Annotated in this window: 17 protein-coding genes; 12 read left to right on the forward strand and 5 right to left on the reverse strand. The window is 61.7% G+C overall.

What is annotated here, in order from left to right; translation table 11 throughout:
- Positions 1-9 precede the first annotated feature (9 nt).
- The 4 genes from tssM to LOY67_RS27525 all read left to right on the forward strand — a co-directional run bounded on the left by tssM (position 10) and on the right by LOY67_RS27525 (position 6,387).
- Positions 10-3,423 (forward strand): type VI secretion system membrane subunit TssM, encoded by a 3,414-nt coding sequence (gene tssM / locus LOY67_RS27510; RefSeq protein WP_265065258.1) that lies wholly within the window; start codon positions 10-12, stop codon positions 3,421-3,423.
- Entirely contained in the window at positions 3,423-4,151 is a 729-nt protein-coding gene (locus LOY67_RS27515; protein ID WP_265065259.1) for a PP2C family protein-serine/threonine phosphatase, read from the forward strand. The genes tssM and LOY67_RS27515 overlap by 1 nt, the downstream gene beginning before the upstream one ends.
- The gene (locus tag LOY67_RS27520) at positions 4,148-5,092 is read left to right on the forward strand and encodes a serine/threonine-protein kinase (protein ID WP_413776156.1); all 945 of its coding nucleotides are present in this window, start codon (positions 4,148-4,150) and stop codon (positions 5,090-5,092) included. The genes LOY67_RS27515 and LOY67_RS27520 overlap by 4 nt, the downstream gene beginning before the upstream one ends.
- Before the next feature lie 173 nt (positions 5,093-5,265).
- Positions 5,266-6,387 carry a hypothetical protein gene (locus tag LOY67_RS27525; protein WP_265065260.1) on the forward strand — a complete coding sequence of 374 codons (1,122 nt, stop codon included), beginning with the start codon at positions 5,266-5,268 and terminating at the stop codon, positions 6,385-6,387.
- A 255-nt stretch (positions 6,388-6,642) separates the two neighbouring features.
- Here LOY67_RS27525 and LOY67_RS27530 read toward each other — a convergent pair whose 3' ends face one another.
- A complete protein-coding gene (locus LOY67_RS27530) occupies positions 6,643-7,500 on the reverse strand; it encodes an NAD-dependent epimerase/dehydratase family protein (protein WP_265065261.1) in 858 nt (285 codons plus the stop codon).
- Between the two features lie 187 nt (positions 7,501-7,687).
- Here LOY67_RS27530 and exbB point away from each other — a divergent pair, with 187 nt between their 5' ends.
- The 7 genes from exbB (at position 7,688) to LOY67_RS27565 (ending at position 15,886) form a co-directional block, all read left to right on the forward strand.
- A complete protein-coding gene (exbB, locus tag LOY67_RS27535; RefSeq protein WP_265065262.1) occupies positions 7,688-8,659 on the forward strand; it encodes a tonB-system energizer ExbB in 972 nt (323 codons plus the stop codon).
- A 6-nt stretch (positions 8,660-8,665) separates the two neighbouring features.
- Positions 8,666-9,094 carry a TonB system transport protein ExbD gene (gene exbD / locus LOY67_RS27540; protein WP_003206888.1) on the forward strand — a complete coding sequence of 143 codons (429 nt, stop codon included), beginning with the start codon at positions 8,666-8,668 and terminating at the stop codon, positions 9,092-9,094.
- Positions 9,091-9,849: an energy transducer TonB gene (locus LOY67_RS27545; protein WP_265065263.1), complete on the forward strand. Its 759-nt coding sequence runs from the start codon at positions 9,091-9,093 to the stop codon at positions 9,847-9,849. The genes exbD and LOY67_RS27545 overlap by 4 nt, the downstream gene beginning before the upstream one ends.
- Positions 9,850-10,082: 233 nt before the next feature.
- On the forward strand, positions 10,083-11,252 hold the full coding sequence (locus LOY67_RS27550) for an IS4 family transposase (protein WP_265064268.1): 1,170 nt from the start codon (positions 10,083-10,085) through the stop codon (positions 11,250-11,252).
- Positions 11,253-11,403: 151 nt separating this feature from the next.
- Positions 11,404-12,324: a hydrogen peroxide-inducible genes activator gene (locus tag LOY67_RS27555; protein WP_265065264.1), complete on the forward strand. Its 921-nt coding sequence runs from the start codon at positions 11,404-11,406 to the stop codon at positions 12,322-12,324.
- A 9-nt stretch (positions 12,325-12,333) separates the two neighbouring features.
- Positions 12,334-14,409, forward strand: a complete 2,076-nt coding sequence (gene recG, locus LOY67_RS27560) for an ATP-dependent DNA helicase RecG (protein WP_265065265.1) — start codon at positions 12,334-12,336, stop codon at positions 14,407-14,409.
- 79 nt (positions 14,410-14,488) lie between these two features.
- Positions 14,489-15,886 carry an aminoacyl-tRNA deacylase and HDOD domain-containing protein gene (locus LOY67_RS27565; protein ID WP_265065266.1) on the forward strand — a complete coding sequence of 466 codons (1,398 nt, stop codon included), beginning with the start codon at positions 14,489-14,491 and terminating at the stop codon, positions 15,884-15,886.
- A 169-nt stretch (positions 15,887-16,055) separates the two neighbouring features.
- Here the strand turns inward: LOY67_RS27565 and LOY67_RS27570 are convergent, their stop codons facing one another.
- The 3 genes from LOY67_RS27570 to LOY67_RS27580 all read right to left on the reverse strand — a co-directional run bounded on the left by LOY67_RS27570 (position 16,056) and on the right by LOY67_RS27580 (position 18,569).
- The gene (locus tag LOY67_RS27570; protein WP_265065267.1) at positions 16,056-17,396 is read right to left on the reverse strand and encodes a hypothetical protein; all 1,341 of its coding nucleotides are present in this window, start codon (positions 17,394-17,396) and stop codon (positions 16,056-16,058) included.
- A gap of 123 nt (positions 17,397-17,519) precedes the next feature.
- Positions 17,520-17,903: a helicase gene (locus LOY67_RS27575; protein ID WP_265065268.1), complete on the reverse strand. Its 384-nt coding sequence runs from the start codon at positions 17,901-17,903 to the stop codon at positions 17,520-17,522.
- A 276-nt stretch (positions 17,904-18,179) separates the two neighbouring features.
- The gene (locus tag LOY67_RS27580; RefSeq protein ID WP_265065269.1) at positions 18,180-18,569 is read right to left on the reverse strand and encodes a hypothetical protein; all 390 of its coding nucleotides are present in this window, start codon (positions 18,567-18,569) and stop codon (positions 18,180-18,182) included.
- A 662-nt stretch (positions 18,570-19,231) separates the two neighbouring features.
- Between LOY67_RS27580 and LOY67_RS27585 the strand changes: the two genes are divergently transcribed.
- Positions 19,232-19,609, forward strand: coding sequence for a DUF6124 family protein (locus tag LOY67_RS27585; protein WP_265065270.1), 378 nt, complete (start codon positions 19,232-19,234; stop codon positions 19,607-19,609).
- Positions 19,610-20,384: 775 nt separating this feature from the next.
- On the opposite strand, the gene tagQ is transcribed toward LOY67_RS27585, so the two are convergent.
- A complete protein-coding gene (gene tagQ / locus LOY67_RS27590) occupies positions 20,385-21,320 on the reverse strand; it encodes a type VI secretion system-associated lipoprotein TagQ (RefSeq protein WP_265065271.1) in 936 nt (311 codons plus the stop codon).
- Positions 21,321-21,390 lie beyond the last annotated feature (70 nt).

The following is a 21,390-nucleotide window of genomic DNA, read 5'->3' on the forward strand; positions in this document are numbered from 1 at the left end:
GGATGTGTCATGAAATTGCTTTTCGGGAAAGTAGGCGCCTGGGTGCGTCCGGCCTGGGTCTGGACGTTGCTGCTGGTGCTTTGCGTAACGCTGCTGGTGTGGTTCCTCGGGCCGCTGCTGGCGGTCAATGACAACAAATTCTGGGCCAGTCCGACGGCACGTTTGCTGACCATCAGTGCGCTGCTGCTGGGGTGGGGTCTGGGGATGGTGTTCATCAACGGACGCACCGTCGCCAGCGCGGCGCCCCAGGCAACCGACCCCGACCGGCAGCGCCTCCTCCGCCAGGCCAGCATGGATGAGGAGCGACGCGAACTGCACTCGCGCTTCAAGCAAGCGCTGCGCACACCCGGCATTTCACCTGTGCATGCCGGCCACAACCTCAGCCTGCACAACGATTTGCCGTGGTACTTGCTGATCGGCCCGCCAGCCTGCGGCAAGACCCGCCTGCTCGACTGCTCGGGCATCGAGTTCTTCGTCGACAGGCCCGGGCTCAAGCCAATGGACGACGCGTCGGGCACCCGATATTGCGACTGGTACTTTTCCGAGCAGGCAGTGTTGCTCGATACCGCGGGCCGCTATCTGACCCAGAGGGACGCCGAGGTCGATGGCAATGCCTGGAACACCTTGCTCGAACGGCTGCGCAAGCGCCGCCGCAATCAGCCCCTGAGCGGTGTGCTGGTCAGCGTGCCGGTCGAGATATTGCGTCGGGGGAGCGAGGATGAAGTCATCACCCTGGCCTGCCAGATCCGTGGTCGCTTGCAGGAGATGCAACGGCAACTTCACGTGGATGTACCGATTTACCTGGTGCTTAGCCAGGCAGACAACGTGCCGGGCTTCAATGAATTCTTCGATTCGCTGACCCGTGAGGACAGCGATCAGGTGCTGGGCGCGACGTTCAGCCGGAACCAGCGAGGCTCCGACGTGACCGTGCTGCGGGACGAACTCGAGGCGCTGCTCCATCGGCTCAACAGCCAGGTGATCCTGCGCATGCATGAGGAGCGCGACCTCCAGCGCCGCAGTCACATCCTCGACTTTCCTCATCAGTTGGGACAGATCGGCGCCCACCTGTGCCTGCTGGTCGAAAAAGCGTTCACCGGCAGCGTCTGTCCGCTGCGGGGGTTCTACCTGACCAGCGCCTCGCCTGGCGGCCGCCCACGCTTCATCCAATCACTCCTCAGTCGGGTCATTTTTCCCGAAGCCGATCTGGCCGGCCTCGATCAGCGCGAGCGCAGCCGTATCCATTGGGGCCAGCGTGGCCTGTACCTGGGGGCGCTGTCGGCCCTCGGTCTGTTCGGGCTGTTGTGGGCGAACGGGTTTTCGACCAACCACGAACGCCTGGAACAGCTACGTACCTTGGCGCAACGGTGGGAGCAACAGCGCTCCGTCCTGCAAGCGGAGGATGATTGGCCGGCCCTGAGCGCATCCCTCGATACCCGTTTCGCAGCCACACGGATTTTCCCACCTGCCGGGGAGGCGCCACTGCATGAGCGCGTTGGCCTGTACCAGGGCGAATTGAGCAAACCGGTCGTCACCGACGCCTACCGGCGTGAACTGCAAGAGCAACTGCTGCCCCGGATCACGCAGATGCTTGAAGGGCATATCCGAGACAACCTGGATAACCGCGAACAGCTGTTCAACAGCCTGCGCGCGTACCTGATGCTGAACCTGAACGAGCGACGCGATACCCCGTGGCTCAAGGATCGGGTTGCCCGCGATTGGTCTTTGCATTACGCCGGCAACACGGCGCTACAGGACGGCTTGAACAGTCACCTCGAGCGCTTGCTGGAGCAACCGTTCACCCAGCGGCTCGATGGGTCGCTGGTGGCCGAGGCTCGGGAAGCCCTGCGCAGCGAATCCATGGTCACCGTGGTTTACCGCATGCTGCGAGAGCAGGCCGGACACTTGCCACAGTACCGCCTCAGCCAGCACCTGGGGCCGCAAGGGCCGCTGCTGATCGGCATCGACCATCCGATTCCTGGTTTCTACACCCGCCGGGGGTACGAGCATTACTTCTCGGTTCAGGGCATGGCGCTGGTCACCGAACTGCTGCGGGACAATTGGGTATTGGGCGAAGGCACAACCCTCAGCGGCGGGGACTTGCGACGCCTGATAACCGAACTCGAACAGCTGTACTTTCGCGACTACGCCGACCAGTGGAGCGAAGCGATCGGCCAGGTAGCCTTGCAATCGCTCGATGGCACAGGCGCAGGGGCCGAACAACTGGCGGGGCTGACGTCGGCTCATTCGCCGATCCTGCAGATGCTGGTACAGGTGCGCGAGAACACCCGGCTCCAGACCGCTGCCGAACGCATCGACGAGGCGACGTCCATCGTCGGTAACGGTGTCGCTGCACAGTTGGCCGCCACCACCCAGAAAATCTCCGGCAGCCTCGCCGAGAAACTGCCGGACACCGCGCAGAAATCCCTGCAGCGGCGCTTCGAACCCTTGCACCGTCTGCTCGACCCTGACAACGGCCCCTCTGCCGACCTGACCCAAGCCTTGCGGGTCCTCGATGAAGTGCAGTTGCAACTGGCGAGCCTGGCCCGCGCCGGCACGCCGGAGCAGGCTGCGTTTGAATTGGCCAGGAGCCGCATGGGCGGCAAGCGTGATGCCCTGAGCAACCTGCGTGATGCGTCCACGCGTCTGCCCCGACCGATCAGCGCATGGTTCAACAGCCTGGCCGAAGACAGCTGGCGCCTGGTGCTCAACGATTCATACCGTTTTCTGAACCAGCGTTATCAGAGTGAGCTGTACGGTTTCTATGGCAAGGCCATTAACAAGCGGTATCCGTTCAGCGCTCACAGCGCCAGTGACGTCGCGATCAACGACTTCCGGGAGTTCTTCAAGGATGAGGGTATAGTCGATCGCTTCTTCGAGCGTTACCTGCAACCTTTCGTCAGCGGCTCGGCGGGGCACTATCGTCTTCGCGGCATCGACGGCCAGAGCTTGCCGATGTCACGAGCCTTTCTTGATCAGCTGTCGGCGGCGCACACCATCCGCCGGAGTTTTTTTGCCGAAAACCCGGCCGAGCCGCAGGTGCAGTTCAAACTTGAGCCGTACACGCTCGACCCGGCGGTGAGCCGTTCCGAATTCCGCTTCGGCGACAAGGCGCTCGAATACCGTCATGGCCCGATCCTGCCCGTGGCGTTTACCTGGCCGAGCGACGCTCAAGACGGTCGGGCCGCTCTGGTATTGGAAAAATGGGTCGGGCGCGGCGTGGGCATCGAGAAAAACACAGGGCCGTGGTCGCTGTTTCGCCTGTTCGACCTGATGGAAACCGAATACTTGACCGGGCGTGACGTGCGGGTGCTCAAGGCAGACCTGGGCGGCCTGCGGGCCAACTTCCTGTTGATGAGCCAGCGCACGCCGAATCCTTTCGACATGAGCGTTCTGCGCACCTTCCGAATGCCGGTGCAGCTCTGATGCCGGGCGCAGGTACCTGGCGCAGCGCCGGGCGTACGGACACTGGCAAACTCCGGCCACGAAACGAGGATGCCTTTCTCGACTGCCCGCAACAGGGGCTGTGGGCGGTAGCCGACGGGATGGGTGGATACGCCGGGGGCGATGTCGCCAGTCAGTTGATTGTTGCCAACCTGGCGGCGCTGCCGCCGCACCCGGACCTTAAGGAGCGCTCCAGGGCAGTGCGCCAATGCCTGCGCTGGACCAATCGACGGCTCAGCCAGGAACTGACCCTCACCGCCGAACAGCATCCCGCCATCATAGGCAGCACCGTGGTGGCGTTGCTGTTGGAAGGCGACCGCGGCACCTGCATCTGGGCAGGCGACAGCCGTTGCTACCTGTGGCGTGGTCGGCGCCTGTATCAATTATCCAAGGACCACTCGTTGCAACAGCAACTGATCAGCAAGCAACACCTGAGCATCGACGAGGCCGGTGCCCATCCTGCGGCCAAGGCCTTGACCCGTGCGGTGGGTGCCGCGCCAGAGCTGACGCTGGAAGTGCTGGAGCTGGACGTTCATCCCGGTGATAGGTTTTTGTTGTGCAGTGACGGCTTGTATCAGGACCTCAGCGGCCAGGCCCTGGGTCATGGGCTGGGTCTGGCTTCACCGCGCATGACGCTGGAATATCTGTTTGAACGAGTACTGCACGGTGCGGCGCGGGATAACCTGACGGCCGTGGTGATTGGCCAGTGAACGACCCGCAAGCCACACCGCCCCCTCAGCCCACGTATGTCGCGTTCGCTGGCGCTCCGTCTGCCTTGCTGGCTGGCCAACGGAGCATCGGTGAAATGCCTGACGTGCTCGCGGGGCGCTATCACCTTGAACACTTGCTCGGCGCTGGCGGCATGGGGGTTGTGTATCGCGCACGGGACCTGCTGCAAGAGCAATACAGCGATCCCGATCCGTACATCGCGCTGAAAATGCTCAATGAGGACGTTGACGAGTCCCCCGACGCCAGCGCCCTGCTCTACAGCGAATTCACCCTGACCCGGCGATTGCATCATCCGAACCTGTTGCGTCCCTACACCTTCGAAGTGGATGCGGCCCAGCGGCGGGCTTTCATCACCATGGAGCTGATGCGCGGCCTGACCCTGGACCAACTGCTCTGCGAACGACCCCTTGGATTGCCCTGGCATGAATGGCACGCGATTGCCGTGCCCCTGCTCGATGCTTTGGCCTACATCCATCGCCGGGGCGTTCTGCACGGCGATGTGAAACCAAGCAACGTGATGCTGAGCGAAGACGGCGTGCGTCTGTTCGATTTCGGCTTGGGCCTGGCAACGGCGGGTCCCTTGAAAGACCTGCCCAACCTGAATCGCCATCGCCTCAACGCCTGGACCCCAGGCTATGCCGCGCCTGAACTACTGGACGGCGCACCGCTGTCGGCGGGAGCCGATGTCTATGGCGTGGCTTGCGTGCTGTATGAGCTGGCGAGTGGTAAACACCCGTTCCGTCGCGTGCCTTCAACCCAGGCTCGCGATGACAGACTGGAACGCAAGCTCAAGGCCCCGCCCCACCTGCCCAGGCGTTGCTGGCCGGCACTACGAACGGCCCTGGCGCCGGATCCGGGGCGACGCAATATCGGCGCGGCTCAGTTGCGTGATGCCCTGGGGGGTGTTTCGTCCTGGTGGTGAAGGGTTCAGACAGGGAACCTGCAGAAGCAATTCCTATCAGCCTCCCCCACAAGGGGCCACCAACTTTTTGAGTATGCCTTGCCAGGAATTGGCGAGGCGGCAATTTGCCATCTACGCTCCGACTGGGCATGCAGGACCTCCTGAACCCCCTTCGCATTCTTAGGGAAGAGATCATGATGAACGTAACTTGGCCATCCGCGGTTGTGGTTGTTTGTTTACTGACAGGATGTGCGCCGTACCAGAAGTCTCGGGTTCTTGAGGCCGACGAGCGGTTGCTGACCTACTCCACTCGGGTGGATACAAGTGGCAAGAAAACCGAAGTGCTGTGCCCCGAGCCCAGCCCGGATGCGCTCAAGACGTTGGCGGGTTCGTTATCCCTGGAGAAAGAGGACGTGGCTGCACTGGCGGCAGCGTTCCAGGAGTCGGGGGCAAGTATCGGCCTACGAACCCATTCGATTCAGCTGCTGAGGGATCAGCTCTACAGTATTTGCCAAGCCTACGGTAACTCCGGCATTACACCGAGTGCCTACCGGATGATGCTCACCCGGAATCAGCGCAACACTGTCGCTCTAATGGCGATTGAACAGCTTACAGGGGTTGTCCGTAGCCCAAGCGTAACCCTGAGCGGCTCAGCGACAGCAGACAGAGCGGGCGCTGTGCTTGAGCTGACCACCCAGTTGAATGCGGCAAATGCGAAGTACAAGGGTATGGATCCCGCGACGGATGAAGCCAAGCAGTTGAAAGCGTCGATTGATTCCATTGAGGCTGCGCTGAAGGAGGCAAGAAAGTCGCTGGTCACGGCCTCGGGATCAAGCGCATCTACATTGGCAAGCACGAGCGAGATCAATAAGGACGTAATGACCGTGGTGGCAGCCAGTGTCGAGAAAATTGCCGGCTCGGTTATCGGTGTAGATGACCAGTTTTATCTGTGCCTTGACCTGTATGAAAGTATTGGCGAAGCCAGGGTCCCGGCCGTACTGAGGGAAAGGTGCTCTGCTGTTTTTGCCAGAGACTTGAGCGTGAAAAGCTTAGGTCGATCAGATCAACAAGGGCAGCCAGGTCAACCCGGTGCTGGGGGCGTTGTGGATACGACGCCACCTCCTACTCTTGGAGATAACTCCAGAGTCGCTCGTACAGTAACCTTGCCATCGGGTGCACAGCTGTTTATCTACGACGATAAGAGTATGGCGGTGATGAGAAAGCTGGAGCCCGGTGAGTCATCCGAGAAGGCGATGGCGGCCGACTCCAAAGGTTTGCAAAAAGCGATTGAGGAACTTCGCCGAGGGGCGATGTAGTTTTCGCGCGACGCGAGCCGAGAGCGCAATGCAATAGCCGGCCCGATTGAGTATCGGCTTTGATGCCGTCGACGTAGGGGAAGGCAGGAACTGCTTCTGATGGTGATGAGCTGGGTCGCGGCTGCCACAGATCCTCTTGTGGGAGCGAGCCTGCTCGCGATAGCGATCTGTCAGTCGACATCCATGTTGACTGTTCCGGCCTCATCGCGAGCAGGCTCGCTCCCACAGGGGGTCTGTGTTTGGCTCACTGGCCTTTCAGCAACGTCCTTCCAGGATCGCCGCATAGCCTTCGCGAAAGCTCGGGTAGCGCGGGGTCCAGCCCAGGGCCTTGGCGCGGGCGTTGCTGCAGCGTTTGCTGCCGGCGCGGCGCACGCTGGCGTCTTCGGCCCAGTCGGTGACGCCCATGTATTCGCGCAACCAGCCCACCACCTCGGCCAGTGCAGCAGGGGCGTTGTCGACGCCGATGTAGCAGTCGTCGAGGGTTTTGCCCTGACGATCCGCTTCCAGCAGAAAGGCCAACAACCCGGCGGCGTCGTCGGCGTGGATGCGGTTGGCGTACAGCGGCGGGTCGACCACCACGCGATAGCCCTGGCGCACCTGGCTCAATAGCCATTCGCGGCCCGGGCCGTAGATGCCCGTCAGGCGCACGCGGCTGGCCGGGATGCCGCTGTCGAGGGCCACTTGCTCGGCTTCGAGCATCAGCCGACCGGAAAAGCCATCGGCTTCGGTGGGCGATGTTTCATCGATCCACTCCCCTGCCTTCTGCCCGTAAACGCTGCTGCTGGACACAAACAGCAACCGCTTGGGCTGCTGGCCATGCTGCTTCAGCCAGCCCAACACATGCTGTAACCCTTCTATGTACGCCGCACGATAACCCGCTTCGTCGTGCTCGGTGGCAGCGGCGCTGTACACCAGGTAGTCCAGTGGCCCGGTCGGCCAGGCGGCTGGGCATTGCGCGCTGAACAAATCCCCCGCCACCCCGATAACGCCCGCCGGCAGGCTCGAAACCGAGCGCCGCATGCCATAAACCTGCCATTGCGCCGCCAGCAACTGGCTGGCGAGACGGCCGCCGATATCACCGCAACCGGCGATCAAAACAGAAGGCGCGGACATCAGGATCTCCTCTGGTAAAGCCGCAGACTAGCGCGCCAAAGAGACGCGCGGCTAGGAATGCAGGAAAAAAAGATACTCTATTACTTTTGTTAACAAGAATTACTTGCAATAATGCACCCCACTTTTGTTCTCGGCCTCACGAGGTCTGGAAGAACATCGACTTCTTTTTCTCTCAGGTCCGGCCAGCATGAAACGCTCCCTATCCTCCGCTTCGCCAACCAACCGATCTCGCGCCTGGGGTGCCGTGGCAGCGCTGTTGTGCAGCCTGTTGCTGGCACCTGCCGCCGCGTTCGCCGATGCACAGACACCGGCCACGGCCCCAGCTACCGCGCCGGCCGCCACCCAGGCCCCGGCCGAGGCCGTCGCCCCCGTTGTAACACCCGTGGCCGGCGAACCGGCCCAAGCCGTGGCAGCCGATGCCCCTGAGGTGCTCGAGGCCGACAACTCCCTGGGCATGGCCCACGACCTGTCCCCATGGGGCATGTACCAGAACGCCGACATCATCGTGAAACTGGTGATGATCGGCCTGGCCATCGCGTCGATCATCACCTGGACCATCTGGATCGCCAAGGGCTTCGAGCTGATGGGCGCCAAGCGTCGCTTGCGCGGTGAAATCGCGGCTCTGAAAAAAGCCACCACTCTCAAGGAAGCCAGCGCCACGGCAGCGACGGAAGGCACCCTCGCCAACCTGCTGGTGCACGACGCGCTCGAAGAGATGCGCCTGTCGGCCAACAGCCGCGAGAAGGAAGGCATCAAGGAACGCGTGAGCTTCCGCCTCGAACGCCTGGTGGCCGCCTGCGGTCGCAACATGAGCAGCGGCACCGGCGTACTCGCCACCATCGGGTCGACGGCGCCGTTCGTGGGCCTGTTCGGCACCGTGTGGGGCATCATGAACAGCTTCATCGGCATCGCCAAGACCCAGACCACCAACCTTGCCGTTGTCGCCCCTGGCATCGCCGAAGCCCTGTTGGCAACCGCCCTCGGGCTGGTGGCGGCCATTCCTGCCGTGGTCATCTACAACGTGTTCGCCCGCTCCATCGCCGGCTACAAGGCCCAGGTGTCCGACGCTTCGGCCGAAGTGCTGCTGCTGGTCAGCCGCGACCTCGACCACCAGCCGACCGAGCGCAGCTCGCAACCGCACATGGTGAAGGTGGGGTAATCGGCCATGGGCCTGCATTTGAAGGAAGGCGCAGACGACGATCTGGCCGAGAACCACGAAATCAACGTCACGCCGTTCATCGACGTGATGCTGGTGCTGTTGATCATCTTCATGGTGGCCGCCCCGCTGGCGACCGTGGACATCAAGGTTGACCTGCCGGCGTCGACGGCCAAGCCATCGCCGCGCCCGGAGAAACCGGTGTTCCTCAGCGTCAAGGCCGACCAGCGCCTGTTCCTGGGCGAAGACGAGGTCAAAGCCGAAACCCTCGGTGCCACCCTCGACGCCAAAACCCAGGGCAAAAAGGACACGACGATCTTCTTCCAGGCCGATAAGGGCGTGGACTACGGCGACCTGATGAGTGTGATGGATGCCCTGCGCGGCGCCGGCTACTTGAAGGTCGGCCTGGTCGGACTCGAGACGGCGCCGAAGAAATGATCAACACGCGCCAAAAGCTGACGCGTTACGGCGCTAGTCTGGCGGTGGTGCTGGGCGTGCACGCGCTCGCCATTGCGCTGGCGCTGAACTGGACATCGCGCCCGCCCCTGGAATTGCCGCCCCAGGCCATGATGGTCGAGCTGGCGCCGCTTCCGGCCCCACCGCCGCCGGCACCGCCGAAAGTCGTCACGCCGCCACGACCGCCGGAGCCGGTTGAAGAGCTGCCGTTGCCGAAACTCGCCGAAGCGCCGAAGCCGGAGATCTCCGTGCCCAAGCCGGTCAAGCCCAAGCCGAAGCCTCAACCGCCCAAGCCCAAGCCCGTGGAAGAGAAAAAGCCCGAGCCGCCGAAGGAAGAGCCGTCGGAGCAGAAGCCGAGCGACACCCAGCCAACCCAGGCCCCGAGCGAAAAATCCGCGCAACCGGCCCCTGGCCCGTCGCCGGCGCAAATGGCGGCCAAGGCCAACTGGCAAGGCACGCTGCTGGCGCACCTGGCCAAGCACAAGAAGTATCCCCTCAGGGCCCGGCAGATGAACAAGGAAGGCACCAACCGCCTGCGCTTCGTGGTGGATGCCCAAGGTAACGTGCTGTCGTACAAACTGGTGGACAGCGCCGGTACGGAGTCCCTGGACCAGGCCACCCTGGACATGATCCGCGACGCCCAGCCACTGCCCAAGCCGCCGGCCGACATGCTGACCAACGGCTCCGTCGAAATCGTGGCGCCGTTTGTGTACTCCATCGAGAAACGCCGACGCTGATTCCTGTGGCGAGGGAGCCTTGATCGTTCCCACGCTCCGCGTGGGAATGCCTCAAGGGACGCTCCGCGTTCCAGCTCTGACGCGCCGCAAGCAGGTGTGACGCAGAGCGTCACGGGCTGCGTTCCCACGCGGAAGCGTCACTAGTGTCCGGTAAAAACTGAAGGGGGAGCTTGCTCCCCCTTGCTGTACCTGCCTTTGAGCGATACTCGGCTTTTTCAGACTCGATTCCGGCTATGTTCAGCAGCACTCGCTTTTCACAAATGCTCCAAGCACTCCCTCATCAGTTGTTCAAAAATGCAGTCAAACGCTGTGGCGCTGATCGTTATGCCAAGCAATTCAGCTCTTGGGATCTGCTCGTCACGCTGATCTTTGGTCAGATAACACAAGCCAGCAGCCTGCGCGCCTTGGCGACAGCATCGCAATCGCTGGAACCTCACCATTATCATCTCAACGCTCGCAGCATGGTTCGCTCAACGCTTTGTGATGCCTTGAGCAAACGCAGTTCAGAGCCTTTTCGGCTGGCCTGCGAGCACTTGCTGCAGGGCGTTGGCCGCAAGCAGCGCAAGTCCCTGGAAGCGATGGTCACGCTGATCGACTCGACCTCAATCACCTTGCGCGGTCCCGGCTTCGACGACTGGACCGCTGCGACGAAAACCCGCATAACACAAGGCCTGAAGGTGCATGTGGCAATTGATCCACGACAAACAGCACCCACTTACGTGAACATCACTGCCGCCAACGTCAATGACCTGAGTGACGCCCTGACCATGCCGCTTGAAGCAGGCATCACGTACGTTTTCGACAAGGGATACTGCGATTACAACTGGTGGCACCAGATTGATCAGGTGGGGGCGTTCTTCGTCACACGACTCAAAAAAAATGCCAATGTGAATCACGTAGAGGATCTGAACAGAGGGGAAAATGCCGACTTCATAGAGTCGGACGAAGCCGTGCGATTTGGCAAAAAACACCTGAATACACGACGGTTAAATCACTATCACGACCAAACCGTACGTCGGGTCCAGGTTCGTCGAGATGATCACGAAACGCCGCTGATCCTGGTGACTAATGATTTTTCACGCTCAGCTGAAGAAATTGCCGACCTGTACAAGCAGCGCTGGCAGATCGAGTTGTTCTTCAAGTGGATCAAGCAAAAACTCAAGCTCAAACGGTACTTCGGATTCTCTGAAAACGCGGTGCGTCTACAAATCTACAGCGCGCTGATCACATACCTTTTGCTGCTCCTGTATCAACAACGCTCGGCCTGCTCAGACTCACTTTCAAACTTCACTATCCGGCTGGCTCATAGCTTGTTTGAGCGCCCGCTCAGCGACACACACCGCGGATATCGAAGGCAAGAACGAACAGAGCTGAAGGCTGCCCAGGGTAGCCTTCAGCTATGAAAAGGTTTTACCGGACACTAGTGACGCGGAAGCGTGGGAACGATCAACAACGACAGGCATTGGACAGTGTCACACCCCTCCCCCAGTCTGATAACGTGCGTCTATCGATTGCAGCCGGTATGCTTGGCTCGCAACTTCACGGACGCTCGCCATGACCCTCACAGAATTACGCTACATCGTGACCCTCGCCCAAGAGCAGCACTTCGGCCATGCGGCTGAGCGTTGCCATGTCAGCCAGCCGACGCTGTCGGTGGGTGTGAAAAAGCTGGAAGACGAACTCGGTGTGCTGATTTTCGAGCGCAGCAAGAGCGCCGTGCGCCTGACGCCGGTGGGTGAAGGCATCGTTGCCCAGGCGCAGAAAGTGCTTGAGCAGGCCCAGGGCATCCGCGAGTTGGCCCAGGCCGGCAAGAACCAGCTGACCGCTCCGCTGAAGGTCGGCGCCATCTACACCGTCGGCCCGTACCTGTTCCCGCACCTGATCCCACAACTGCATCGGGTTGCTCCGCAGATGCCGTTGTACATCGAAGAAAACTTCACCCACGTGCTGCGGGACAAACTGCGCAACGGCGAGCTGGACGCGATCATCATCGCCCTGCCCTTCAACGAAGCCGACGTGCTGACCCTGCCGCTCTACGACGAGCCGTTCTACGTGTTGATGCCGGCCCAGCACCCCTGGACCCAGAAAAAGTCCATCGACGCCGGCCTGCTCAACGACAAGAGCTTGCTGTTGCTTGGCGAAGGCCACTGCTTCCGCGACCAGGTGCTCGAAGCCTGCCCGACCCTGACCAAGGGCGGCGAAGGCGCCAAGCACACCACGGTGGAATCCAGTTCCCTGGAGACCATCCGCCACATGGTCGCATCGGGCCTGGGCATTTCGATCCTGCCGCTGTCGGCGGTGGACAGCCATCACTACGCCCCAGGCGTGATCGAAGTCCGTCCGCTGTCGGCGCCCGTGCCGTTCCGCACCGTTGCCATCGCCTGGCGCGCCAGCTTCCCGCGACCCAAGGCCATCGAGATTCTCGCTGACTCGATCCGCCTGTGCTCCGTGGCCAAGCCGCCCGCCGCCAAGTAAGCCGCTGCCATGACTGAGCTGTCCAACGTACCGGTCACGACACTCAAGGGTGTCGGTGAAGCCATGGCCGAGAAACTGGCCAAGGTCGGTCTGGAAAACCTCCAGGACGTGCTGTTTCACCTGCCGCTGCGGTACCAGGACCGCACCCGCGTGGTACCCATCGGCCATTTGCGGCCGGGCCAGGATGCGGTGATCGAAGGCACCGTCAGCGGCGCCGATGTGGTCATGGGCCGCCGTCGCAGCCTGGTGGTGCGCCTGCAGGACGGCACCGGCGGGCTCAGCCTGCGCTTCTATCACTTCAGCAATGCACAGAAAGAAGGCCTCAAGCGCGGCACCCGCGTGCGCTGCTACGGCGAGGCGCGGCCCGGCGCGTCGGGGCTGGAGATCTATCACCCGGAATACCGCGCCATCACCGGCGACGAACCACCGCCGGTGGCCGAAACCCTGACCCCGGTCTACCCGCTTACCGAAGGCCTGACCCAACAACGCCTGCGCCAGCTCTGCCAGCAGACCCTGACCCTGCTGGGCCCCAGCAGCCTGCCCGACTGGCTGCCCAAGGAGTTGGCCCGGGATTATCAACTGGCGCCGCTGGCCGATGCGATCCGTTACCTGCACCATCCGCCGGCCGACGCCGATGTCGAAGAACTGGCCCTCGGTCATCACTGGGCCCAGCACCGGCTGGCCTTCGAAGAACTGCTGACCCATCAACTGTCGCAACAGCGCCTGCGCGAAAGCCTGCGCTCGCTGCGCGCCCCGGCCATGCCCAAGGCTCGGGACTTGCCAGCGCGCTACCTGGCCAACCTGGGTTTCACGCCCACCGGCGCCCAACAGCGGGTCGGCAACGAAATCGCCTACGACCTGAGCCAGCCCGAGCCGATGCTGCGGCTGATCCAGGGCGACGTGGGCGCCGGCAAGACCGTGGTCGCCGCCCTCGCCGCGCTCCAGGCCCTGGAGGCCGGTTATCAGGTGGCGCTGATGGCGCCCACCGAGATCCTCGCCGAGCAGCACTTCATCACCTTCCAGCGCTGGCTCGAACCCTTGGGCATCGAAGTCGCCTGGCTGGCCGGCAAGCTCAAGGGCAAGAACCGCACCGCCGCCCTGGCGCAGATCGCCGAAGGCGCGCCGATGGTGGTAGGCACCCATGCGTTGTTCCAGGACGAAGTGCAGTTCAAGAACCTGGCCCTGGTGATCATCGACGAACAGCACCGCTTCGGCGTGCAACAGCGCCTGGCCCTGCGCCAGAAAGGCGTAGGCGGGCGGATGTGCCCGCATCAGTTGATCATGACCGCCACGCCGATTCCGCGAACCCTGGCCATGAGCGCCTACGCCGACCTCGACACCTCGATCCTCGACGAACTACCCCCCGGGCGCACCCCGGTCAACACCGTGCTGGTCACCGACACGCGGCGGGTCGAGGTAATCGAGCGGGTGCGCAGCGCTTGTGCCGAGGGGCGACAGGCCTACTGGGTCTGTACGTTGATCGAGGAATCCGAAGAGCTGACCTGCCAGGCCGCCGAAACCACATACGAAGACCTCACTGCCGCCCTGGGCGAGTTGAAAGTCGGGTTGATCCACGGACGCATGAAACCCGCCGAAAAAGCCGCTGTCATGGCCGAATTCAAGGCCGGCGCCCTGCAATTGCTGGTCGCCACCACGGTCATCGAAGTCGGTGTGGACGTGCCCAACGCCAGCCTGATGATCATCGAAAACCCCGAGCGCCTGGGCCTCGCGCAGTTGCACCAACTGCGCGGCCGGGTCGGTCGGGGCAGCGCCGCCAGCCATTGCGTGCTGCTGTACCACCCGCCGCTGTCGCAGATCGGCCGTCAGCGCCTGGGCATCATGCGAGAAACCAACGACGGGTTCGTCATCGCCGAAAAAGACCTCGAATTGCGCGGCCCGGGTGAAATGCTCGGCACGCGCCAGACCGGTCTGCTTCAATTCAAGGTAGCCGACCTGATGCGCGACGCCGATCTGCTCCCTGCGGTACGCGACGCCGCCCAGGCTCTGCTGGAACGCTGGCCCGATCACGTCAGCCCGCTGCTGGACCGCTGGCTGCGCCATGGGCAGCAATACGGCCAAGTGTGAGCACGCTCTCAGTTTCCGGGCGCACCTGCCTCGGCAAGCTGGTTATACTGCTGCACTTGTAGGAAAACGGATACAGACCATGACTGAAGCTGCCCTCGCCCCCGAAATTCCGCACGCTCCGTCAGTTATTCGGCAGTTGCTCGAGAAATCAGGCATCGGCTTTGACGAAGTGATCGAGCGACCGAGCCTGAACCCCGCCCGCAAGGTGCAGGCAGTTCTGCTGCACGACGCCGTCGGCGCGCTCATGGTGCTGTTTCCACAAAGCCAGCTCCTGGACCTCAACCGCCTGGCCGAACTCACCGGTCGCAAGCTCACGGCGGTGCCGACCGAACGTCTGGAGCGCATGCTCGGCAAACACAGCCTGAGCCTGCTGCCCGGCCTGCCGGCGCTGACCAGCTCACCTTGCCTGTATGAAGAAGGCCTGCTGCGCGAACCGAAGCTGCTGATCAGTTCAGGCGAGCCGGGGGTGTTGCTGGAAGTCACCAGCGAGGCCTTCAAGACCATGCTCACCAAGGCCAGCGCCGCGACGTTCGGCGAACCCGTGAACAATATCACCCCCAACCTGGACCGCCCGCACGACGACCGCGCGGAAATCACCCAGGCCGTGCAAGCCTTCACCGCACGACGGATCCAGCAACGGCTTGAAGAAACCATCGAGATTCCGCCACTGGCGGAAACCGCGCAAAAAATCATCAAGCTGCGGGTCGACCCCGACGCCACCATCGATGACATCACCGGTGTCGTCGAAACCGACCCGGCCCTGGCCGCGCAGGTGGTCAGCTGGGCCGCCTCGCCGTACTACGCCTCGCCGGGCAAGATCCGGTCGGTGGAAGACGCCATCGTCCGGGTGCTGGGCTTCGACCTGGTGATCAACCTGGCGCTGGGCCTGGCCCTGGGCAAGACCCTGAGCCTGCCCAAGGACCACCCGCAACACGCCACGCCGTACTGGCAGCAGTCGATCTACACGGCCGCCGTCATCGAAGGCCTGACCCGCGCCATGCCCCGCGCCCAGCGCCCGGAAGGTGGCCTGACGTACCTGTCCGGCCTGCTGCACAATTTCGGCTACTTGCTGCTGGCCCACGTGTTCCCACCGCACTTCTCGTTGATCTGCCGCCACCTGGAGGTCAACCCGCATCTGTGCCACAGCTACGTGGAACAGCACCTGCTGGGCATCAGCCGCGAACAGATCGGCGCCTGGCTGATGCGCTACTGGGACATGCCCGACGAACTGGCCACCGCCCTGCGCTTCCAGCACGACCCGCACTACGACGGCGAATACGCCGCCTATCCGAACCTGGTCTGCCTGGCCGTGCGCCTGCTACGGGCCCGCAGCGTCGGCTCCGGCCCGGATGAGGAAATCCCCGATGCGCTGCTCGAACGTGTGGGCTTGACGCGGGAGAAGGCTAACGACGTGGTGAGCAAAGTGCTGGAGGCTGAGGTGTTGTTGCGGGAGTTGGCTTCGCAGTTTCATGGCTGAGCACTGCGCCTGAGCCAACCTGACGGCCGCCGGTGATGAGCTTTTTGTGGCGAGGGAGCTTGCTCCCGCTCGGCTGCGCAGCAGCCGCAAAACCGCCGGGGGCGACTGCGCCACCCAGCGGGAGCAAGCTCCCTCGCCACGAAGACGCGCCTGTCTTTATCCTCCCGGCTCAAGCCAGGTATCGGATGATCCAGCTTCCACCGATCATGGGCGAACCTGGGTGGTCCAGCCAGGCAAAACCGCCAACGACGATGCGTCCATCCGGCATCAGCGCCATATCCTCAACAGTCTCATGCTGTCCGTCTTCGTCAAAAAGCACAAAACCACCGCCACCGAAGGTGGGGTCCAGCGAACCATCAGCGCGCAAACGGGCCGTCAACGCCGACGCCCCTGCTTCAACCACCCCCCTGCCGGTAGTGCCGGCGACAAGGATGGAACCGTCTGCCTGCCATACGCAGCGATGCCAGTCATGCCCCTGGGGCACCAGCCTGGAGAACAATGGCTGCCCGCTATTGAACGAAAAATCGAAGAACCCACCGCTGGTTAATACGAACATCAACCCATGGCGGCGTTGCTCGCGCCAGATATCCCCAGCAACAACAATCGCACCGTCGCTTTCTCTTAGCGCCATCGCATTCGCATAAGTGAAATTGGCATCCGGAACGGTCACAACGCCGACGCCGCCGTTGAAACTGCTGTCGAGACGTCCCGCTGCATCTAAACGCAGTACATAGACACCTCTGGAAGCCGGGGTGTTTTGGACATATTCCCCGGAAACCAACACCTTGCCATCTGCTTGAATGACAACATTTCTGACACTGGTAGGGTCACGGGGAATACCTGGGAGTTCGATCACCACGAATCCATTTCCGTTGAACGTGTCGTCAGTGGAGCCATCCGGGTTAAGACGAAACACTGCCCATTGTCCTTGTGACGGGCCGGGGCCGGTCTCTACCCAACTGGGCAGAACGATCTTTCCATCCGGCTGCACAACTACAGCGACGCCGTTGTTGCCCGAAGATCGCGCACCCCCTGTGGAAATCGCCGGCCCATTGGCCATCTCTCCACCCGTTGGCTCATTACGATACGGAAGCAAGCGCACCCCGCCCTCGCCAAAGAGCGTATTCAGACGCCCATCCTGCAAGTACCGCAATACACATGCGCCGCTATGATCGATCGATGAAAACTGACTGATCACCAGCCATCCACCATCGCTCAGGCCGCAGAGTTGGTAGACGTCCAAATCCGCCCCTTGCAGGGAGAATTCCACCAGGCCTGTCCCGGCTCCGCCAAACTCCATATCGATCGAGCCATCCTCATTCACCTTCCCCAGGCCGATAGCGGCGGTTGCTCTCCGTAGCTGCATGGCGATCAGCAGTTTGTTTTCGGCCAGCGGCAAGATGGCTTTCGTGTAATACCCGGTGAATTCGGCGGTCGGCAGCGTCAGCACGCCACCTTTGGCAAAGGTCGGGTCCAAGGTACCCGCGCTTATAGGAATGGATTGAGCCATGATTTTTGCTCCATCAAGGTATCAAGCTTGATGAAGCGCCTAAACGAGCCCCCCTGCACCTGTAGGAATTAACAGGCAGACAGTCATTGGAAGCCAGATTTCTGGCTTATCAAGCCACAGCGCTCAAGCCGTGGGCTTGGCCTTTTTCGGCTTCAGATACCGCATCAACCCCTGGAACCAGATCACCAGCGCCGGGTTGCCCTTGATCTGGATCGACTTGTCCTGAATCCCGTTCATGAATGCCAGTTGCTTGTTCTTGGCCTGCATCGTGGCGAAGCCGTAGGCGGCGTCCTTGAAGGCGATGGCGAAAGCCGGGGTGGGGTAAGTGCCGGAGTGGCTGGTGATGCGCTGATTTTTCACGGTGAAATGCCGGGCGACTTTGCCATCCAGGGTTTGCAGCTGGAATACCAGTTCCTTGTCGCCCAATTGTTGCTGGAACGCCGGATTGGTCCGGCTGGCCTTGCTCATCAATAACCCCAGCATCCACAGCAGAAAACGAAATTTCATGGGCACAGCCTCTTCAGAAAGATGAACGGCTGGCAGTTTAGCGATTCTTCGGCACAACGCCATCATCGAATCACGTTAGAGAGAGATGGATAGCTTTTCATGAAAAATGACTACCAAGTCACGGAAAAGCGCCGAAAAATCTCTCTTTCGACCCGTCATGGCCAAGGCGCTTGGCAGAACGCGTAGCCAGCCTGAGCAAGGGACTTGCTCCCTCGCCACGAACCGGCCCGGCTCCCGGGGCCGGAACGTTGAACAGATCGAAAGTGGGCGTCCGGCTCATTGAACAAAAATGCAGACCGGCACCGTACAAGCCCCTTTCTGGCCCGTCACGGTGATGTATTTGATGGGGGTAGGCCTGTTATCCGGGAGCAGGATATTGATAGGAACCTCAGGATTACTTTCGCTGTTATAACTCTGCGTAGGCTCGATCTTCTGAGACAGACCTTTCTGGCTGACCACGATGGCAATGTTACTTCTATTCCAGACCTGCGCCGTGGTGTTGGCCACAGCGGCCGTATCCGAAGCCGGAATGGCCGCTTTAGGCACCGCGTCCTGGGTGGCGGGCTCGGGGGTTGGAACTATGGCAGTCGCCGTCTCGGCGTTCGTGGGCTGCATGGAAAACGCAAGGAACAAGGCTGCGACGTGGATCGAATGCTTGATGTCCATTTTTCCTGGTCTCCTTGATGAGATGCCAATGTGCGAAACCCGTCCTATCCTGCAAATACGGTTCTTTTGACGCATGGCTGTTGTCGTCAGGCAAGGCACCGAGGCGAGCGGTAACGCAACATAACGGTAACGGGCAACAATGGGTTATGACTGAAGCCCGTGGTTACATCATTCAACAATCTATACAGATGGGTGTCACCTGTAGTAACTGACAGGTCGCCAACTCTGGATTTTCGCGAAAGATGTCTGCCAAGTCATAAACAAGAAATCAAAAGATCGCAGCCTCCGGCAGCTCCTACATCGATTTCTGTAGGAGCTGCCGGAGGCTGCGATCTTTTGATCCCTTGCCCCTGCCAAACCTTCGGACATTTCCTTCAAAACGCAGGGCTGTTCATGAACTAGGCAAGGCTCTGGTGCGTCGCTAACCTTTGTTCGTCATCGCAAAAAACGGTGACACGGACGTGCAAGTCCGTCTCAGGGCGCATTCGTTTATGGCTATTCGTCGAGCATTTTTCTATGCTCGCAGGCTGTTATGGCGGCTGCGCGTGGGAGACCTTCGGGTCTGCCGGGTACCTGAGACCGGTCTTGCACACCTACGCACAGCTGCCACCCCTTTCGAGTGCAAACGAAGGGTGCCGGCTCCACCTCTCAGGATATTCACTATGTTCAAAGTAACTCCGAATCCGCCGAACTCGGCAAAGTCCCGCGTCGAAGCCCTCGAAACAAAAAAACACGAGGACGCCGCCACCCGCGCCCTTGACTACTACCTCAACCCCCAACCCTCCCCGCCTGAAGCCGACAAGCACCAGCTCTTCATCGTCGCCCCCCACATCGACACTGAAACCCTGCTGGCCAATGCCTCTGAGGACCTGCTGTCCATCAGCACCATTGCCGCCGACCTGGCCGAAGACGTCGACGACTCACGCCGCTGCGTAGCCCTGGCGATCAGTCGCATGGCGGATGGGGTTCAATTGTTGGTTGAGCGGGCGCTGGATCGTTTGGAGGCGCAGGAGGCCGTGGCGCTGGGAGGCAAGGGGTAAGTCAGCCGGCCTTGATGCAAGCCGGGCGGCCGCCATCGCGAGCAGGCTCGCTCCCACAGGGATTGGGGTACATCCGAAAGATCCAGGACGGCTGTAAGGCCGCCATCGCGAGCAGGCTCGCTCCCACAGGGATTGGGGTACATCCGAAAGAGCCAGGCCGGCTGTAAGGCCGCCTTCGCGGGCAAGCCCGCTCCCATAGTGGATTGGCGTACACCCGAAAGAAACAGACCGGCTGTAAGGCCGCCTCGCGAGCTTTTGCTCTTGGGGCCCCGTTAACCACGATGGCCGAACGCAGGTATTGCGTAGTGGACATCCCGGCATGGATGCCGGGATAGCCGCGCTGGGCCATGGATGGCCCTTCGCGGCGGGCCCACGGAGCAATGCCGGAGTGAGGGCACACCGAGCCTAGGCGAGGTGCCGAGTGGTGGGGCAAGACCTTTTGGTTACTTTTGGCTGGGCCGGCATTCCGGGCGTTTGCCAAAAGTGACTCGGCGTAAGGCCGAAACCATAAGTGGCCGTTACCGCGGCAATGGATATGTACTCAGTCCCTAACAGATAGGCCGGCTGTCAGGCCGCCATCGCGAGCAAGCTCGCTCCCACAGAGATTGGGGTTGGCGCGGATACTTCAGTGAGCACAAAACAACTGTGGGAGCGAGCCTGCTCGCGATGGCGGGGTGTCAGTCGGCAGAGATACCAACTGAACCACCGCTATCGCGAGCAGGCTCGCTCCCACAGGGTTTATGCAGTGATCAGATAATCAGCAACAACCACTCAATCAAACATTCGGGCAAGGCACCGGTGCCCAGTCGCCCAGGTCCGGGTTCTTGCACATGCTGTTGACCTGAGTGGTGCCGGCGCTGGCGACCTGCTTGCTTTCATCCTGCTTGGCCTTGGCGGTCTGCAGGGTTTTCTCGGTGGTGACCGCTTCTTTCGGCACGGTTGGCAGCACAGGTTTTTTCGCCGGTTTCACGGCTTTCTTGGTCTTGGTCGTCGGCGCCACAACCGGCGTGGTGTCGGCGGTTGCCACGGTGACCACGTCAGTGCGCTGCACACCCACTTGCTGCAGGTCTTTCTCGTAGGCCTGGGTGTAGTTGTTCAGGTCTTCGGAGGCTTTGCCGTTGACCGCGACGATCAGGTCGTTGGACTCCTTCAGGCCCGCAACGATTTCCGCCAGGCGCTTGCGGCCCTCGGTGTCGTTGACGGTCTTGGCCTTGCGATCGGCGACCAGTTTGCTGAACGCACTCTGGTAGCACTGCTGCGACGCCTTGGCGTAGGCGGTGCTGCGGTCGATGTCGCCCACACGCTTGTTGACGTCAGCGGCGTAGGAGGCGATGCGCTGGTTGTCATCGGCGATCTGCTTCTGGCGCTCGTTGTAGTAACCCACTGCGCCGCCCGCGAGGGCACCGCCTGCGGCGCCGATGGCGGCGTTGCGGCCACGGCTATCGGAGTCGCCGGACAGGGCACCCAGCAAGGCACCGCCCACCGCACCAACGGCTGCGCCGGTGATGACCGACTGGGTCATGTTGCCTTCGGTGGAGCGCAGGTGTTGCACCGGCTCGTAGCAGTTAGGGTAGTACTCGACCTTGGTGCTCGACGCGACCTTGGACGTCGGCGACGTCGCGCAACCGGTCAGTACGGTGCTGAAGCCGACAGCGACCATCAGCAAGTGACGCTTGGAAACCGAAGCAGAAGGTTTACGGGAGAAAAGCATAGTTGTGTTCTCTTTTAAGTTTTGACCAACTCAGCACGGCCCGACGCCGCCTGAGTTCCCTCCAAGCTTG

Origin of the sequence: Pseudomonas sp. B21-056 (genome assembly GCF_026016325.1) — a bacterium.
Taxonomy (GTDB): domain Bacteria; phylum Pseudomonadota; class Gammaproteobacteria; order Pseudomonadales; family Pseudomonadaceae; genus Aquipseudomonas.

Bases quoted from the DNA above. Each gene is read 5' to 3' on its own strand.
- tssM (WP_265065258.1), top strand. From the start codon at position 10: ATGAAATTGCTTTTCGGGAAAGTAGGCGCCTGGGTGCGTCCGGCCTGG.
- LOY67_RS27515 (WP_265065259.1), top strand. From the start codon at position 3,423: ATGCCGGGCGCAGGTACCTGGCGCAGCGCCGGGCGTACGGACACTGGC.
- LOY67_RS27525 (WP_265065260.1), top strand. From the start codon at position 5,266: ATGATGAACGTAACTTGGCCATCCGCGGTTGTGGTTGTTTGTTTACTG.
- LOY67_RS27530 (WP_265065261.1), bottom strand. From the start codon at position 7,500: ATGTCCGCGCCTTCTGTTTTGATCGCCGGTTGCGGTGATATCGGCGGC.
- exbB (WP_265065262.1), top strand. From the start codon at position 7,688: ATGAAACGCTCCCTATCCTCCGCTTCGCCAACCAACCGATCTCGCGCC.
- exbD (WP_003206888.1), top strand. From the start codon at position 8,666: ATGGGCCTGCATTTGAAGGAAGGCGCAGACGACGATCTGGCCGAGAAC.
- LOY67_RS27545 (WP_265065263.1), top strand. From the start codon at position 9,091: ATGATCAACACGCGCCAAAAGCTGACGCGTTACGGCGCTAGTCTGGCG.
- LOY67_RS27550 (WP_265064268.1), top strand. From the start codon at position 10,083: ATGTTCAGCAGCACTCGCTTTTCACAAATGCTCCAAGCACTCCCTCAT.
- LOY67_RS27555 (WP_265065264.1), top strand. From the start codon at position 11,404: ATGACCCTCACAGAATTACGCTACATCGTGACCCTCGCCCAAGAGCAG.
- recG (WP_265065265.1), top strand. From the start codon at position 12,334: ATGACTGAGCTGTCCAACGTACCGGTCACGACACTCAAGGGTGTCGGT.
- LOY67_RS27565 (WP_265065266.1), top strand. From the start codon at position 14,489: ATGACTGAAGCTGCCCTCGCCCCCGAAATTCCGCACGCTCCGTCAGTT.
- LOY67_RS27570 (WP_265065267.1), bottom strand. From the start codon at position 17,396: ATGGCTCAATCCATTCCTATAAGCGCGGGTACCTTGGACCCGACCTTT.
- LOY67_RS27575 (WP_265065268.1), bottom strand. From the start codon at position 17,903: ATGAAATTTCGTTTTCTGCTGTGGATGCTGGGGTTATTGATGAGCAAG.
- LOY67_RS27580 (WP_265065269.1), bottom strand. From the start codon at position 18,569: ATGGACATCAAGCATTCGATCCACGTCGCAGCCTTGTTCCTTGCGTTT.
- LOY67_RS27585 (WP_265065270.1), top strand. From the start codon at position 19,232: ATGTTCAAAGTAACTCCGAATCCGCCGAACTCGGCAAAGTCCCGCGTC.
- tagQ (WP_265065271.1), bottom strand. From the start codon at position 21,320: ATGCTTTTCTCCCGTAAACCTTCTGCTTCGGTTTCCAAGCGTCACTTG.